This is a genomic window from Mycolicibacterium sp. CBM1 (genome assembly GCF_054073305.1).
In genome coordinates this window covers 171,168-186,632 of sequence record NZ_JBSXPP010000006.1, presented here as the reverse complement: position 1 = coordinate 186,632, position 15,465 = coordinate 171,168, and the positions used below count along the sequence as shown (strand labels likewise).

Here is a 15,465-nt window from a genome sequence, read left to right as displayed (position 1 = left end):
TATTGAACACGTGCCTGCTAGCGTCGGGTGGATGCAGCATGTGCACGCCTTCGGCGACGACGCCCTGGGAACCCTCGACGCGGTGGGGCTGGTCGACGCGATCCGCACCGGCAAGGTCTCCCGCTCCGAACTCGTCGAGGCCGCCATCGCGCGGACCGAGGCGGTCAACCCCATCCTCAACGGAGTGGCCTACGAGACCTTCGCCCAGGCCAGGGCCCGGGCACAGGCGCCGGCCGGCGGCTACTTCGACGGCGTCCCCACCTTCATCAAGGACAACGTCGACGTCGAGGGCATGCCGACCATGCAGGGCACTGACGCATGGGACCCCCGCCCGCAAGCCGGCCACGGCGACTTCGCCCGCTTCTTCCTGGCCACCGGCCTAATCCCGCTGGGCAAGACGCAGCTCTCCGAATTCGGGTTCAGCGCGTCGGCCGAGCATCCGCGTCTCGGCGCGGTCCGCAACCCCTGGGACACCGACTACACCGCGGGAGCCTCGTCGTCGGGTTCGGGGGCGTTCGTCGCCGCCGGGGTGGTGCCCATCGCCCACGCCAACGACGGCGGCGGATCGATCCGCATCCCTGCCGCCTGCAACGGGCTGGTCGGACTCAAGCCGTCGCGGGGCCGGCTGCCGCTGGACAAGATGACCCGTCAGATGCCCGTCCGCATCGTCAACGACGGGGTGCTGACCCGGTCGGTGCGCGATACCGCCGCGTTCTACCGCGAGGCAGAACACATCTGGCGAAATCGGCGGCTTCCGCCGATCGGCGCTGTCACCGGTCCCGGCCGTCAGCGGCTGCGGATCGCGGTGGTCACCCAGTCGCTCAACCGTGCGGCCGACCCGAGTATCCGCGAACTGACCCTGCAGAGCGCCGAGTTGCTCGCCGGACTCGGCCACCAGGTCGAGTACCTCGACCACAACCCGATACCGCGCTACTTCGTCGACGACTTCCTGCTGTACTGGTCGTTGCTGGCGATGACCATGGTGCGCACCGGGCAGCGGACGTTCGGGGACTCCTTCGACCGCACCAAATTGGACAATCTGACGCTGGGACTGGACCGCCACGCCAGCCGCAACCTGCACCGGCTGCCGGTCGCCATCGCGCGACTGAGCCGCCTGCGCCGCGTCACCGACCGGTTCTACCGGACTTACGACATCCTGCTCACCCCGACGCTGGCGCAGGAAACACCGCGCATCGGCATCCTCGACCCGACCGCCGACTACCGGCAGATCATCGACCGGCTGATGGACTGGGTCGCGTTCACGCCGTTGCAGAACGCCACCGGTGAGCCGGCCATCTCGTTGCCGCTGGCCCGCTCGGCATCCGGTATGCCGGTCGGGATGATGCTGTCCGCGCCGATCGGGCACGAGCGCCGGCTGCTGGAGCTGTCCTACGAACTCGAGGCGGCCACGCCGTGGCCGCGCATCGACGTGTCAGGACAGCAACCGTTGTCGGACAACCTCACTGGCGCTAAGGGCGGCGACGACCCCATCGAGTAGCGCTTCGGCGCGCTCCTCGGTGATGATCCCGTCGACGTAGCCGAGGTTCAACGACAGGTCCGCACGGCCCACGGTCGCAGAAAGGATGAGATAGCCGCTGACCGAAATCCCGGACACCACCTGGGTTCCCGATACCGTCAGGCCCCCGATGTGGTCGGGCATGTCCGCGGCGTCGACCAGGCTCGTGCACAGGTTGCCCGGCCCGGCCGCGTCCAGCGCGCCGATGACGCGGTCAGTGAACAGCGGGGTGATCCGCGCCAGCAATCCGAGTAGCGGCAGGTTCGCCAGATGGTGACGCCCGCCGACGGCCTTCTGCAGCAGGGCATCCGACCGCGGCGCCGCGTCCCACACCGTTTCGCCGGGGACACAGGTGACCGGGATGGCCACCATCGCCTGGTAGCTTCCCGTCGCTTCGGGTTCGGGTTCGCGCACCAGGTGCGAGCGGAACGGAACCGATACGCTGACCGCGAAACGCGCTCGCGCACAGCCAGTGTCGACGGATGCGGCCATCGCCAAAGCGGTGACCAGGACGGCTTCGGGTGTCGGCCCGCTGTCTTGCCAGCGCTGACGCAGCGCGTGGAAGTCGGTGCCGGTGACGCTACGGTGCGCCAATCGGCTGCGGCGCCGGGCGGGTGGCACCGCAGTGGTGGCGGCGATGCGTACCAACGGCGGACCGCCGCGTTGCGCCGCCGCGTCGGCGATCATCCGAGTCAACGCCGCGCACTTGCCCGACACGCCGCGAAATCGCCTGGGCATCAGCATCTCTGGTGGTGGCGGGGCGCATATCTCCGGTTGCCAGTCGGCCGGTCGGGTACCGTCACCGGCCAGCTCCAGGAGCTGGCGGGCCAGTGTCACCATGGCAACCCCGTCGGCGACCGCGTAGGTCGAGGTGAGTACGAGGTCGTAGACATCCGGTCCGGCGGTGACGAGGGTGACCCGAAACAGTGGGCCGCCGGTGGCAAAGGGCTGCTGAAGCTCGCGCTCGGCTTCGCTTGTCCAACGACCGCCTTCGACCACCCGCAGCGGGATCGGTTGCGGTTGTGCGGGACGGAACGAGCCGCCGCTGATCGTCGCGCGCAACATCGGATGCCGAAGCACCAAGGCGCCCAGCGCGTTGCGCAGCACGGGCCGCTGGAGTGCGCCGGTGACGCGCACCCGGACGCAGATGTTCAGCGGGGACACTCGATCGGCCGTCCAGTGCCAGCGCTCCAGCGCCGACAGCGGGCGGGGCAGTGCGCTCGCTCCCTGGTCGTCACCGAGCCCAGGCCAGGTCATCGGCTTGGCCATGAAGTTCATCACCGTGCGCGTGCTCGCGTGCCGGATCAGCCGGCTTCGAGCGCCGAGCACCAGCGGGTTGGTGCTCTCCTCGATGCGGGCCAGCGACCGTGACCCGTCGACCAGGTCGGTCGTGCGCGGCAACCGGCGTCGTTCGTAGGCGTCCAGCGCGCGCTCTGGATCGGTGTCGCCGGCCAGCAGGTGGGCGAGGACGACGGCATCCTCGATAGCGGAGTTGGCGCCCTGGCCGAGGCTGGGCAGCATCGGGTGGGCTGCGTCACCGAGCAGCGTTACCCGGCCCCGGCCCCAACCGGTCAAGGATGCGCGATCCACGGCGGGCACCGTGATGATCTCCGATTCTGCTGTGGCGGAGACGATGTCGACTACGTCCGAGTTCCAGCCGTCGAGCCGGCGAAGCAGTGCGGCCTTGCCGAGCGGCATGTCGGTGTAGGCACGCGTGGTTGCCCACCAGTAGATCGTGCCGCGGCCGCAGTCATGCACGCCGAACCGCATGCCCGGGCTCCAGAAGTGGATGGACTCGCCTTCGGCCATCAGGTCGGGGGTGATTCGGGCCAGAGCCAGCCAACACACGAAATCGGCCCGGCGTGGTTCCTCGGCGCCATGCAGTTGCGAGCGGATCACCGAATTGATGCCGTCGGCGCCGATCAGGATGTCGGCCTCGAGCCGGCGGCCGTCGGCCAGCCGCAGTGCCACACCGTCGGCGTTCTGGTCGAACCCGACGGCCTCGGCTCCGGTCAGCACACGCAGTCCCGGGCCTGCGGCGTCGAGCAGGACATCGTGAAGATCCCTGCGGGCCAACACCACCGACGGAGCGCCCAGCCTGGCGTCGAGCGCATCCACCTCGATGCGGCGCAGCACCGCGCCGCCGGCAGTGCGGAAGCTGAACGTGCTGACCCGGCGCCCAGCGCGCAGCAAGGCCTCGTCGATGCCGAGATCCAGGGTGCGCAGCGCATTCATCGCGTTGCTCTGCACCGCCAGGCCGAAGCCGGCCGCCCGCAACTGCGGCGCCCGCTCGCACAGCGTCACCACGATACCGGCCCGCCGGAACGCGGCCGCGGCGGTCAACCCGCCGATGCCGGCGCCGACGACGAGCGCCGAGCGGGTCATGACGTCATCTCCAGCGAGCGGCTGGATTCGTCGACGATGGCCGCAAGGGCGGTCGCCAGCACGGCCACGTGCGGCTCGGTGACCATGCTCAGGTGGTCGCCGGGGACGTCGCGCACCTCCAATCGGCCCTCGACGTAGCGCTCCCAGCCGTTGGCCGCCTCGCCGTAGCGCGACCCCGCCGCGTCGTGGGCATGCCGCAGCGTCGGTGGCAGCGGTTCGCTGGCCCGCAGTAGTGTCACGTCCAGCGCACAGGCAGTCGGCCGATAGTCCGCCGCGGCCCGCCAGCAGGCGCGGAAGGTGCCGAACAGCCGGCGAAGCAGTGGCCGCGAACCGACCCCGGGCAGCGCACCGTGCTCGACGGCCGCGGCGAGGATGTAGTCCAAAGCCGCCTCGTCGGAGTCGACACTCGACGGAATGGCGGGGAGTGTGGTGACAGAACCCGCCGTGCCCCAGAGAAGTTCGGCAAAGAAGAACGAATAGAGTTGCTCGGCGGGAACTTCGGCGGGTGTCCCGGCGCGCAGGGTCATGGTGTCCAGTAGGAGCACCGATCCGAGTTCGTCACCCGCTTCGGACAGCTGGCGTGCCATCTCGAAGGCGATCAGCCCACCCAGTGACCAGCCGCCGATGTGGTAGGGCCCCCGGGGCTGGATCCGGCGGATGGCTCGCAGATAGTCGGCGGCCATCCGCGGCACGGAATCAGTTGCAGTGGTGCCCGGTTCGATGCCGGCCGCCTGCAATGCGTACAGCGGTTGATCGGCGGGCAGGTGGCTTGCCAGGTCGGCGTAGCAGAGCACCGTCCCGCCGATCGGGTGAACCAGGAACAGCGGCGGGCGCTCACCGGCCGGTTTGAGCGGGACGACCGGGTCGAGCGCCACCGCCCCGCGGTGTCGCACCCGCTTGGCCAGGTCGGCCACGGTCGCGCCGGCGGCGAGCATCGACATCGGCACACTCACCCCGAACCGCTGCTCGATCCCGACGATCAGCCGCACCGCCGACACCGAATCACCGCCGAGGCTGACGAAGTCGTCGAGCACACTCACGTGCGGTACCGCCAGCAGGTCCGCGACCAGCCCGGCGATCACCGCTTCATGGGCATCTCGGGGTTCGACTGCACACGTCACCGGCGCCGGCAGCGCCATCGTGGACAACACTGCGTCGGCCCGCTTGCCGCTGGGTGTGCAGGGCAGTGCGTCGATCCATTCGAAGCGTGCTGGTACCAGGTGGCCGGGCAGCTTGTCGTGCAGTGTCTTTCGGAGTCGCTGGGACACGTCCCCGGCGGGATTGCCGACCAGGAATGCGACGAGTTGTGTCGCCGCACTCGAGGAAGCCGACGTCGAGCGGGCGACGACGGCGACCTCTGCGACGGGCAGTCCGGCGGCCGCCCGCCGCAAGGCCACCTCGACCTCCATCGGGTCGACGCGGTGCCCGCGTACCTTGGTCTGGGTGTCGAGGCGACCGTCGAGCACGATCCGTCCGTCGGGGAGCCGCCGCCCCAAATCCCCGGTCCGGTATGCCGGCAACCCACCGGCTGGTGGAATCTGTTGGAATGCAGCATCGGTGAGGTCGGCGCGGCCCAGATAACCGTCGGCCACCGCGGCGCCGGCGATCCAGATCTCACCGGGCACCCCGTCGGGGACCGGGCGTTGCCGGGCGTCGAGGACCAACACGCTGACGTTGTGGATCGAGGTGCCCACCGGCGGCAGCGCCGGGAACTGCCGCGGGTCACCGGTCATCGTCTCGTGGGACACGACGTGTGTTTCGGTGGGGCCGTACTGGTTTTCCAGGATCACGTCGTCGATCGCCGCGCAGAACCGGCGGATCTCGTCGGTGACGCGCAGCTGCTCGCCGGAGGACACGATGACGCGGAGGCAGGCCGGCACCGACCCGCGCGCCACTGCAGCCTCCGCGAGCGGCTGCAGCGCCACGTACGGCAGGAACACCCGTTGGGTGCCGGTCGCATCCAGAACATCCAGCAGCGCAGGCAAATCCAGACGCTGGTCCTCGGAGATCAGCACCAGCGTGCCGCCACCGCACAACGTGGTGTAGATCTCCTGGAACGCCACGTCGAACGAGAGCGGGGCGAACTGCAGGGTCGAGGGCGCCCGGCCGGCCGGCTCGCACCATCCGCTGGGAACTGACAACTGCCAGTCGACCAGATTGCCCAGCGCCCGATGAGACATCACCACGCCCTTGGGCGTCCCGGTGGAGCCCGAGGTGAACAACACGTAGGCGGGCTCCGTAGCTCTAACGGTGGGCAGCGCAACGGATCCGGCGGGGGTGCCCAACAGGTCGGGCAGCGCCAGATGCGGCCGCCGGCCGGTCGGTGCCGGCCCGTCGGTGAGGACGACGGCCGGGGCCGCCTGGTCGAGCATCGCCGCGCGGTGCGCCGGCGGATAGGTCATGTCGATCGGTACACAGGCCGCGCCGGCCCGGGCGATGCCCAGTACCGCAGCGATCTGTGCGGGGCCCCGCCCGGTGCTCAACGCGACCAGATCGCCCGAGCGTGTTCCGTGGCGAAGCAACCCCGCCGCGACGCGATCGGCCATGGCATCCAGTTCGGCGTAGGTCAGGCTGGACGCTCCGGCTCGCAGAGCTACCTCGTCGGGGCGAGTCCGGGCCTGCTCGGCGAACCGCGCCGTCACCGTCTGGACCGTGGCGATCTCGACCACGGTGGCTGGCGGTGCGCTGAATGCGACTTCGGCATCGGGATCGCTGCAGATCCGTTGCAGCGCGAACAGGTATGCGGCCGCGATCTGGTCGAGCTGTTCGGCCGTGTACAGCGCCGGGTCGCCGTCGAGCCGCAGCGCGACGGTGCCGTCGCGGGGATCGCGCGACACCGTGGCCAACACGGCGAAGTTGGTGTCTTCGTTGATCTCGATGTCGAGGAGTTCGACGTCGGCGGCGGCGAGCAGCGAGCTGACCCTGCTGAAGTCGACGTAGTTGAAGGCCACCTCGACGGCGTGGTCGGTGGCGCGCTGGATTTCGGCCAGCGGGTAGCCGGCATGCGCCGCGTTGGCCCGCTCCCGCTCGAAAGCGGCGTGCACCACCGATCGCCAGGTCATCGCCGCGGTGTCGACGCGCAGCGCGACGGTGTTGAGGAACAGCCCGGCGACCCGATCGGCGTGGCTGCGCTGAGGCCGGGTATGGGTCACCACACCGGTGGTGACGTCGGTGCGGCCCGCGAACAGGCCGACGGCGATCAGGTGCGCGGCCAGGTAGAGCGACTTGACCGGAACGTGTTCGGTGGCCGCGACCCGGGTGATGCGCGCGGCCAGCGGCGCGGGGATGGCCAGCGTGTGGCGGATCCGCTCGTCTCGTGCGGGTGTGGTCTCGTAGATGTCCTGGGCCGGTGTCACGTGGCTGCGCATGCCGGGGATCCGGATGGCCGGTGCGTCGGCAAGCGTTTGAGTCCAGTGGTCGCGGTCGGCGTGGCCGGTGAGTGAACGCTGTTCGGCGCGAACATGTTCGGCGAACGAAGGTAGATCGGCACCGGTGACGGCGGGGACATCGGCGCCGCCGAGATGGCGGTAGTCCTGCAGGATCTCGGCAAGCACAGTGGAGACGCTCCAGCCGTCGAGGATCGCATGGTGGAAGGCGAACACCACGTCGATGCGGTCGGCCAGCAGGAAGATCCCGAAGTGGTAGAGCCCGGCCCGGTCCAGCAGGTAGCCGCCACGCCGGTGGGAGTCCACGTGGTGACGCAGCACGGTATCGGCCCGTGCGGGATCGGCGTCACGCAGGTCCACGATGTCGCAGTGCGCTGCTGCCCCGGGGTGAACGAGCGCCAGCGGTTCGCTGAAACCGGCAAGGTCGAACGACATGCGTAGCACCGGATGTCGCGCCACCGCGAGATTCAACGCCGTACGCCAGGCCTGCTCGTGCCACGGCATCCGCAGGCTGTAGCGGAACACGTCGTGATACACCGACGACCCGGCCCGCTCGAGGCTGTGGAACAGCATGCCGAGCTGCAGGCGGGTCAGCGGGTAGGCATCCGCCAGGCCGGTCAGCCGCGGTCGGTCCGCTCCGGCCACCAGTTCGAACGGCCGAACGGCGGGCACCGGATCGAAACCGGTTGTGACGTGTCTGGCCAGCTCGGCCACGGTGGGGTAGCGCGCGATGTCGCGGGTGTCCACCAGGATTCCGCGGGCTTCGGCCAGCGCCCGGACGCGCAGCGTCAGGATGGAGTCACCGCCGAGGTCGAAGAAGTTGTCGCCGATGCCGACCTGCTCGACGTCGAGAACCTGCTGCCACACCGCGACCAGCGCGGCCTGGACGTCGTCGTGCGGCTGCGTCACGACGGCCGGCGCGGTGTCGGACCAGCTGTCGAACAGGGCGGCCCGGTCGGGTTTCCCGCTGACGGTCAGTGGGATGGCGGCCACCCGGTGCAAGCGGGCCGGGACCATGAAGTCGGGCAGGTGGTCTGCCAGGTGGGCCCGCAGGGAGCCGGCGTCGACGAACGGGCCGGTTCCAGGGCAGACGTAGAAGGCCATCAAATGTGGTGCCCGCGTGTCGGTTTCGGCGGTGACGACGACGGCGTCGCTGACCCCGGGAACGGCGGTGATGGCGTTCTCGACCTCGGCCGGCTCGACGCGGTGACCCCGCACCTTGACCTGACGATCGATGCGGCCGAGGTAGTCGAGTTGACCGTCGGCGAGTCGCCGGGCGAGATCGCCGGTGCGGTACATCCGTTCACCGGGGTGGAACGGGTCGGCGACGAATCGCTGCGCGGCCAGATCGGGCCGGCCGAGGTATCCGCGGGCCAGGCCGGCGCCGGCGACGCAGAGCTCGCCGGGTACGCCGGTCGGCTGGGGGTGGCCGGTTCGGCCCAGGACATACAGCCGGATGTTGTCGATGGGTCGGCCGATGGGCACCCGGCGCGGGGCCCGCAGCGGGTCGCGCGGGCAGTCGAACGACGAGACGTCCACGGTGGCCTCGGTGGGGCCGTACAGATTGACCAGCCGTGGCGCGCGGTCGCCGAGATGGGCGAATGCCCGGTTGAAGCGGACTACCTGTTGCGGGCGCAGCGACTCACCGCTACAGAACACCACCCGAAGGCCGGCCGCCCGCGTGACCGCATCGGGGCGTTCCTCGAGCAGGTCGAGGAAGGGTGTCAACATCGACGGCACGAAATGCATGACCGTGACACCGAGCTGCGACACGGTATCGAGGATCTCGCGCGGATCCCGTTCGGCGCCCGGCGGTGGTAGTCCGACGGCGGCGCCGTGCATTGCCCACCAGAACAGCTCCCAAACCGAGACGTCGAAGGAGATCGACGTCTTGTGCATGATGACGTCCCCGGGACCGATCGGATAGTTGCGCTGCATCCATTCCAGCCGATTGATCAACGAATGGTGTTCGACGCCGACACCTTTGGGCTGCCCCGTAGATCCGGAGGTGTACATGACGTAGGCGAGTTCGCGGCCGTGCGGGCTGTCCCCGTCGAGTCGGCCGGCCGGCTGGGCGGTGCCGGAAGCCGGTCCCAGGACCGTGAATTGGCCGAGGTCGGCGCCCAGGGCGCCGTCGGCGATCACCGCTGAGACATCGGCGTCGCGCAGCACCTGGGTGACTCGCTCGACCGGATGCCGCGGGTCCACCGGCACGTAGGCCGCTCCGGCATGCATTACCGCCAGGATCGCCACCACCAGGTCGGGGCTGCGTTGCAGGACCACGCCGACGCGGTCTCCGCTGCCGATGCCGCGCTCGCCGAGGGCGGCGGTCAATCCGGCGACCCGAGCGCCGAGCTGGGCGTAGGTCAGCGGGGCGCCACCGAGGCTGAGCACGGCCGGCAGGTGGGGGTTCTGGGCGATCTGCTCGGCGATCCGGCCGATCACGCCGGCGGACCGGTCGCAGGGGGGCGTGGTCTGCCGATTCCGGTCGACGAGGGTGTCGTGGTCTTCGGCCGTCACCATCGGCAGTGTCCGCGGATCGCTGTCCAGTGCTGCGAGGCCGGCGTCGAAGAGGGTCTTGAGCGCCGCCTCGACGGCCTCGATTGGATAGTCCTCGTCGAAGACGTCGGTGGCGTAGTCGAAGATCAGTTCCATCGGGCCGTCCGCGTCGAACTCGTGCACGTGCACGGCCAGAGTGAGCAGGTCGGTGCCCTGGGGGAGGCCGTCGACGCTCTCGACGATCGGGGACAACGCGGCGACCTGCGGCAGTCGCAGGTAGTTGACCGTGACGTCGAACAGCGGTCCTACGTCGCCGCCGCTACGCCGCAACTCGGTCATCAGGTCGCCCAGTGCGAAGCGCTGCCGCGCTTTGGTGTCCTGGACGCGGCGCTTGACGTCGGCCACCACATCGGTGAGGTGGCGCTGATCGCCGAACTCGACGCGCAACGGGAGCGTGTTGGCCAGATGTCCGCCCGCGACCCCCGTTTCGGCGCCGATGCGGTTGTTCAGCGGAATGCCGATGGTGATGTCGTCGCTGCGCAGCACATGGCTCAGGTAGGTGCCCACGATGGTGCACAGGTAGGGGAAGAACGGCAGGCCTGCGGCGCGCACCCGGTCGGCGTACGAACGGGGCAGCTCGCAGCGGTACCGCGCCACCGGCGCGGGCTCGCGGCTGGGACGGTCGAACAGGACTGCCGGGGTGTCACCGGCCTGGGCGAGCAGAAAGTCGCGGTCGGCCTGCCATTGCTCGGACTGGCGGTATTCGTGTGCCCGGTCGATGCATTCCAGGAACGACGACCCCGCGACGTCGGCAGGTTCACCGGTCGTCGTGACGATGTTGTATTCCGCGAGGATGTGGGCGGCGAGGATGAACAGCCCGGTGGCGTCGGTGGCGACATGGTGCGAGCGCAGCAATACCCGGTAGGACGTGGCGCTCTCCCGCAGCAGGGTCAGCTGGAGCGGCACCCGTCCGTCCCGCAGGTCGATCGGTGAGCACATCGACGCGCCTATCACCGCGCGTGCCGCCGCTTCCGGGTCGGCGTGCGCGGACAGGTCGTGATGCTCGATCGGCGGCAGTTCGGTGGCGAACTCCTGGTAGGGCACTCCGTCGGCGACGCCGAAGCGCACCCGCATCCCGTCGTGGCGTTGCCAGGCCCGTCGGTAGCACGCGATGAGCAGATCGATGTCGATGTCGCCGACCAGGTGCGCCTGCAGTCCCGAGATGTAGCAGGGCACCCCGGGGAAGAGGTCGACGACCATCCACAGATCACGCTGGTAGGCGGTGAGCTGGCGACGCCATCGATGGATGCTGCGGTCCTGCGCGATGTCCACGCGTTCGATCACCCCTATGTGATGTGGCTTGTGTGCTGTCGCTTGCTTCCAGGCTGGGCTGCCCGCGCCGCCGAAGCGACACAGCGACACAGCCCTCAAAAAGCGGAGCCTAAGCGGGACCGAGTAGAAATTGGGGGCTACCTTTTTGACTCTTCGCTGTCACCGACCGGGCGCGGAGATAGCCGTGCGGGCGGACGGCGGTGTGGCCGGTGGGCGGGGTCGTCGGTTGGGGACACGTCGAATTAACAACACCGGTGCTGACTTAACCCGGCGGACATCATTGCGCTCTGATTCGCGAAACAGGCCGCGCTGAATATGTTCGGTGTGGAAACCACTGAGTCCACGGTGATTTCGCGGCCATCGGCGATCGCCACCTCATCGGGGAACAACACCATCGTGTGTCTTCTTCGGTTCGCCTGGGCGAATATCCGCCGCAGGCCCGAGCGCTTCGTCCTGTCCGTTCTCGGTATCGCACTGGCGATCACGTGTGTGATGGTGGTGCGCACCATCTCGTCGAGCTTCGCGATCACCGGTGCCGATTCGGTGACCGACGTCCTCGGCGGCGCCCAGTTGTGGGCGGTGCCCGCCGCCGGGGTGCACTACGACGGTGCCACCCAGGCGCTGATCGCCGACGGCGACGCCCCGGCCATCGCCGGCCCCGAGGGCTGGCGTGCCGTCAAGACGCTGTCGGGGACCACCGATGTCAACGGCGTTGCGGTGTCCTTGCGCGGCACCGACGAAATCTCGCCTGGGCAAGCAGTTTTGGGCTCAGGTATCGCCGAGCGCCTGGGCGTGCACGACGGCGACCGGATCGTGGTCGGCGGCCAGGATCTCAGTGTGCAGATCCGCGGCGCCGGCCAGTCGATCACGGTCGCCACCAGGCTTGCACAGTCGGTGGTCGGCGAGCACGGCTGGTGGACGGTCTACGCGCCGGCCGGGCAGGAGAAGAGCCGCACGCTGGGTGAGGTGTTCGGCGGTGCCGTCGGGCTGCCGTCGACATCGGATCCCTCGGTCAAGCCCGATCCCGGTGGCGCCGGGCTGATCTACGACACCGTCGGCGGCTCGGGCCCGCTTACCTTCGACCAGAAGTTTTCGGCGCTGTTCTCTGGCAAGGTCACCGGTTCGACGCTCGGCATCATCTCGATCATCGGCCTGGTGCTCGGCTTCATCATCGCGGTGTCGTCGTTCCTGGCCGCGGTCCAGGAACGCCGCCGCGAGTTCGGCATCATGTCGAGCATCGGGCTGGCCGACGAAGTGCTCTACTTCTTCCTCGTCGAGTCCGCGGTGGTATTCGTTGCCGCCTACGTGCTCGGGGTGGCGGCTGCCGGAATCGCGGTGGCACTGGTGATTCCCGGCATTGCGACCCCGATCGCCTGGCTGCAGGCCGCCGGCATGGTCGCCGGTTTCCTGCCCGCGATGGCCATCGTCGGCGCCCTCATCCCCGTGCACCGGCTGCTGCAGCAGCGGCCGGTCGATCTGCTCGGAGCCCGCTGATGATCACCTATGGACTGTCCTACGGCTGGCTGGCCGCGAGGCGGCGCGTGCGCGAGATCGTGTTGCCGATCGTCACCACGGCTACCGGTGCGTTCCTGGTCGTCATCGTCTTCGCGATGTCGGCGGGAATCCGAGAGCAATCCGCCTCGCTGGGCCACGCCGCCGAGATAGGCCGGGCCGTCATCCTGATCGCCATCACCGTGCTGCTGGTCGGCGTGGTGGAGGTGGCGGTGGCCACCACCCGCACCATCGCCCATCGCACCCGTGAACTCGGTGTGCTCGGCGCCACCGGTGTCCCCCGCCGGCCGGTGATCGCTGCCCTGCTCGTCGAACCCACGGTCGGTGCCACGCTCGGAGCGCTGCTCGGTGTGGTCCTGGCAGTCGTGGCCGCGGTGGTACTCGCCGCGCTGGGACTGGTTCCCACCGGGGTGTCGACGGCCGGGCTCGGGCTCGGCGCGGTGATCGCGATCGTGGTGAGCATCTTCGCCGCGTTGGCCACCAGCATCATCCCCACGTGGAACGCGGCGTCGCGTCCACCAATTCGCTCCCTGTCGACCGGAGGTTAGACCCGTGACCGCAGTCGAAGACGCCACGCCGCAGGCCACCCAGGCGCCCGAGCCGGCGCCGGTGATCGAGATCAGCGACGTGTGGAAACTGCACAAGCTCGGCGACGAGGTGGTCAAGGCGCTCATCGCCGCCGACCTGACCGTGATGCCGGGCGAATTCGTCTGCCTGATGGGCCCGAGCGGCAGCGGAAAGTCGACGCTGCTGAACATCATCGGCGGCCTGGACCGGCCCACCAAGGGGTCGGTGGCCATCGCCGGGCGAGACACCGCCAAGCTGACCGAAAGCCAGTTCGCCGCCCTGCGCCACGACACCATCGGCTTCATCTTCCAGAGCTATAACCTGATCCCGTTCCTGTCGGCGGTCGAAAACGTCGAACTACCACTGATGTTCGAGCCATACGATCGCAAGTCGCTGCGTGCGCGCGCCTTGGAACTGCTCGACCTGGTCGGCCTGTCCCACCGGGTCCACCACCAGCCGACCAAGATGTCCGGCGGTGAACAGCAGCGCACCGCGATCGCGCGGTCGCTGATCAGCAACCCGACCCTCGTGCTCGCCGACGAGCCGACCGCGAACCTTGACCACCGCACCGGTGAGACGGTGGTCCGCATGCTGCGCGATCTGTGTTCGACGCTGGGCGTCACGGTCGTCGCGAGCACCCATGATCCCACGGTGGCCGACGAAGCGAGCCGTGTCGTCCGTATGCGAGACGGACAAATCGTCAACTGATCCAAGCCGAATCACCTGACCTGAACTGGATTGGGAGTACACGTATGACGCAAGAACTCGAGGCTCCGGCGTCTGGCCAACGCGACAAGCTTCTGACTACCGAGCTCGTCCCCGAACAGGTGCTGCCCAAGGTGATGACGACGTTCGGCCTCACGGCCACCTACGTCTTCATCATCTGCTGGATCACCGGCTCGTCCATCATGGCGGCCGGCGGCTGGACCGCCATCCCCATGTGGATTCTCGGCATCCTCACGTTCCTCATCCCTGCGGGTATGGCCGTTGCCGAACTGGGCAACCTGTGGCCCGGTGAGGGCGGCGTCTACATCTGGGCGACCCGCACCATGGGGGAGACCTGGGGCTTCATCGGCGGCTACCTGTCGTGGATTCCGGTGGTGCTCAACTCGGCTTCGTCGCCGGCGATCATCCTGCAGTTCCTGCTGCTGGCGTTCCACGCCGAACTGGGCCTGACGCTGAGCATCATCCTGCAGGTGGCGTTGCTGTGGGCCGTCATCGGTTTGGCGCTGGCCAAACTGGCGGCTAACCAACGCATCATGAACACCGTCTTCGTCGTGTACTGGGTGCTGACCGCCGTCATCTTCATCTCGGGTGTCATCTATGCGTTCCGGAACGGGTCGGCGCAGGAGTTCACCGCGCACGCCGCGATGGTGCCCGACTTCGCCGGCGCCGGGTTCCTCTACGGCACCGTGCTGCTCTACCTGGTCGGCGTGGAGACGCCCTACAACATGGGCGCGGAGTTCCTCTCGGTGCGCAAGAGTGGACCGAAGATGGTCGTCTACGGATCGATCGCCCTGATCCTGATCTACCTGCTCACCACGCTGGGCACGATCATGGTGCTGCCGGCCGACCAGGTCAATCCGGTCACCGGTGTCATCGGGATGCTCGGTACCGCCGCACCCAAGGGCGTGATGGAAGTGGCGGCTGTCGTGCTGGCCATCATCGTGTTCGTGGCGTTGATGAGCTACCAGGTCACCTACTCGCGGCTGATCTTCGTCTCCGGTCTGGAGCGCCACCTGCCGCGAATCTTCACCCACCTCAACCCGCGTACCCGCAACCCGGTCACCGCCGTGCTGATCCAGGGTGTGCTGTCGTCGCTGCTCATCGTGGGCCTCTACTCCCAGAGCAGCATGGCCAACGTCACCGTGTTCCTGCAGGGTGGTCTGTCGATCGCGTGGCTGATCTCCGGGTTCTTCTTCCTGATCCCGGTCGTCATCGCGCGCAAGAAGTACGCCGATCGGTATGCCTCCGAACAGTTCTGGCGTATCCCGGGCGGCATGGCCGGGGTGTGGATCGCAATTGTGATCGGCTCGCTGGGCACCATCGGCGGCATCTACTACTCGTTCGCCAAGTCGTGGATCGCCGACGTGCCGGACAGCACCTGGATGATGTGGACCGGGAGCATCGCCGCGGGCATGTTCGCCCTCGGTGTCGTCGTCTACATCTTCGGCCGGCGTTCGGCCCGCAAGATGACCTCCGAAGACGCACTGGCCCACCTGGCCGTGCTGGACCTCAAGAAATCCGAAACCCCTGAGGCGGTTTAAC

General features: G+C 68.6%; 7 protein-coding genes. 5 read left to right on the top strand and 2 right to left on the bottom strand.

Features of this window, described 5'->3' with window-relative positions:
• Positions 1–31 precede the first annotated feature (31 nt).
• Positions 32–1,498, top strand: coding sequence for an amidase (locus ACXDF8_RS10740; protein ID WP_457223227.1), 1,467 nt, complete (start codon positions 32–34; stop codon positions 1,496–1,498).
• On the opposite strand, the gene ACXDF8_RS10735 is transcribed toward ACXDF8_RS10740, so the two are convergent.
• The gene (locus ACXDF8_RS10735; RefSeq protein ID WP_457223226.1) at positions 1,433–3,901 is read right to left on the bottom strand and encodes an FAD-dependent monooxygenase; all 2,469 of its coding nucleotides are present in this window, start codon (positions 3,899–3,901) and stop codon (positions 1,433–1,435) included. The two genes, ACXDF8_RS10740 and ACXDF8_RS10735, sit on opposite strands and share 66 nt — an antisense overlap.
• Complete coding sequence (locus ACXDF8_RS10730; RefSeq protein WP_457223225.1) at positions 3,898–11,130, bottom strand: non-ribosomal peptide synthetase; 7,233 nt, start codon at positions 11,128–11,130, stop codon at positions 3,898–3,900. Before ACXDF8_RS10730 ends, ACXDF8_RS10735 begins: the two co-directional genes overlap by 4 nt.
• A gap of 303 nt (positions 11,131–11,433) precedes the next feature.
• On the opposite strand from ACXDF8_RS10730, the gene ACXDF8_RS10725 reads away from it, so the two are divergent.
• From ACXDF8_RS10725 to ACXDF8_RS10710, 4 genes are read left to right on the top strand one after another with little or no spacing between them, the layout of a single operon-like run.
• Positions 11,434–12,612 (top strand): ABC transporter permease, encoded by a 1,179-nt coding sequence (locus ACXDF8_RS10725; RefSeq protein ID WP_457223224.1) that lies wholly within the window; start codon positions 11,434–11,436, stop codon positions 12,610–12,612.
• A complete protein-coding gene (locus ACXDF8_RS10720; protein WP_457223223.1) occupies positions 12,612–13,178 on the top strand; it encodes an FtsX-like permease family protein in 567 nt (188 codons plus the stop codon). The genes ACXDF8_RS10725 and ACXDF8_RS10720 overlap by 1 nt, the downstream gene beginning before the upstream one ends.
• A 4-nt stretch (positions 13,179–13,182) precedes the next feature.
• On the top strand, positions 13,183–13,905 hold the full coding sequence (locus ACXDF8_RS10715; protein WP_457223222.1) for an ABC transporter ATP-binding protein: 723 nt from the start codon (positions 13,183–13,185) through the stop codon (positions 13,903–13,905).
• Between the two features lie 44 nt (positions 13,906–13,949).
• Positions 13,950–15,464 carry an APC family permease gene (locus ACXDF8_RS10710; RefSeq protein WP_457223221.1) on the top strand — a complete coding sequence of 505 codons (1,515 nt, stop codon included), beginning with the start codon at positions 13,950–13,952 and terminating at the stop codon, positions 15,462–15,464.
• The last annotated feature ends 1 nt before the right edge of the window (position 15,465 follow it).

What these genes read in the sequence shown, in the direction of transcription:
- ACXDF8_RS10735 (WP_457223226.1), bottom strand. Translation starts at nt 3,901, where the DNA reads ATGACCCGCTCGGCGCTCGTCGTCGGCGCCGGCATCGGCGGGTTGACC.
- ACXDF8_RS10740 (WP_457223227.1), top strand. Translation starts at nt 32, where the DNA reads ATGCAGCATGTGCACGCCTTCGGCGACGACGCCCTGGGAACCCTCGAC.
- ACXDF8_RS10720 (WP_457223223.1), top strand. Translation starts at nt 12,612, where the DNA reads ATGATCACCTATGGACTGTCCTACGGCTGGCTGGCCGCGAGGCGGCGC.
- ACXDF8_RS10725 (WP_457223224.1), top strand. Translation starts at nt 11,434, where the DNA reads ATGTTCGGTGTGGAAACCACTGAGTCCACGGTGATTTCGCGGCCATCG.
- ACXDF8_RS10710 (WP_457223221.1), top strand. Translation starts at nt 13,950, where the DNA reads ATGACGCAAGAACTCGAGGCTCCGGCGTCTGGCCAACGCGACAAGCTT.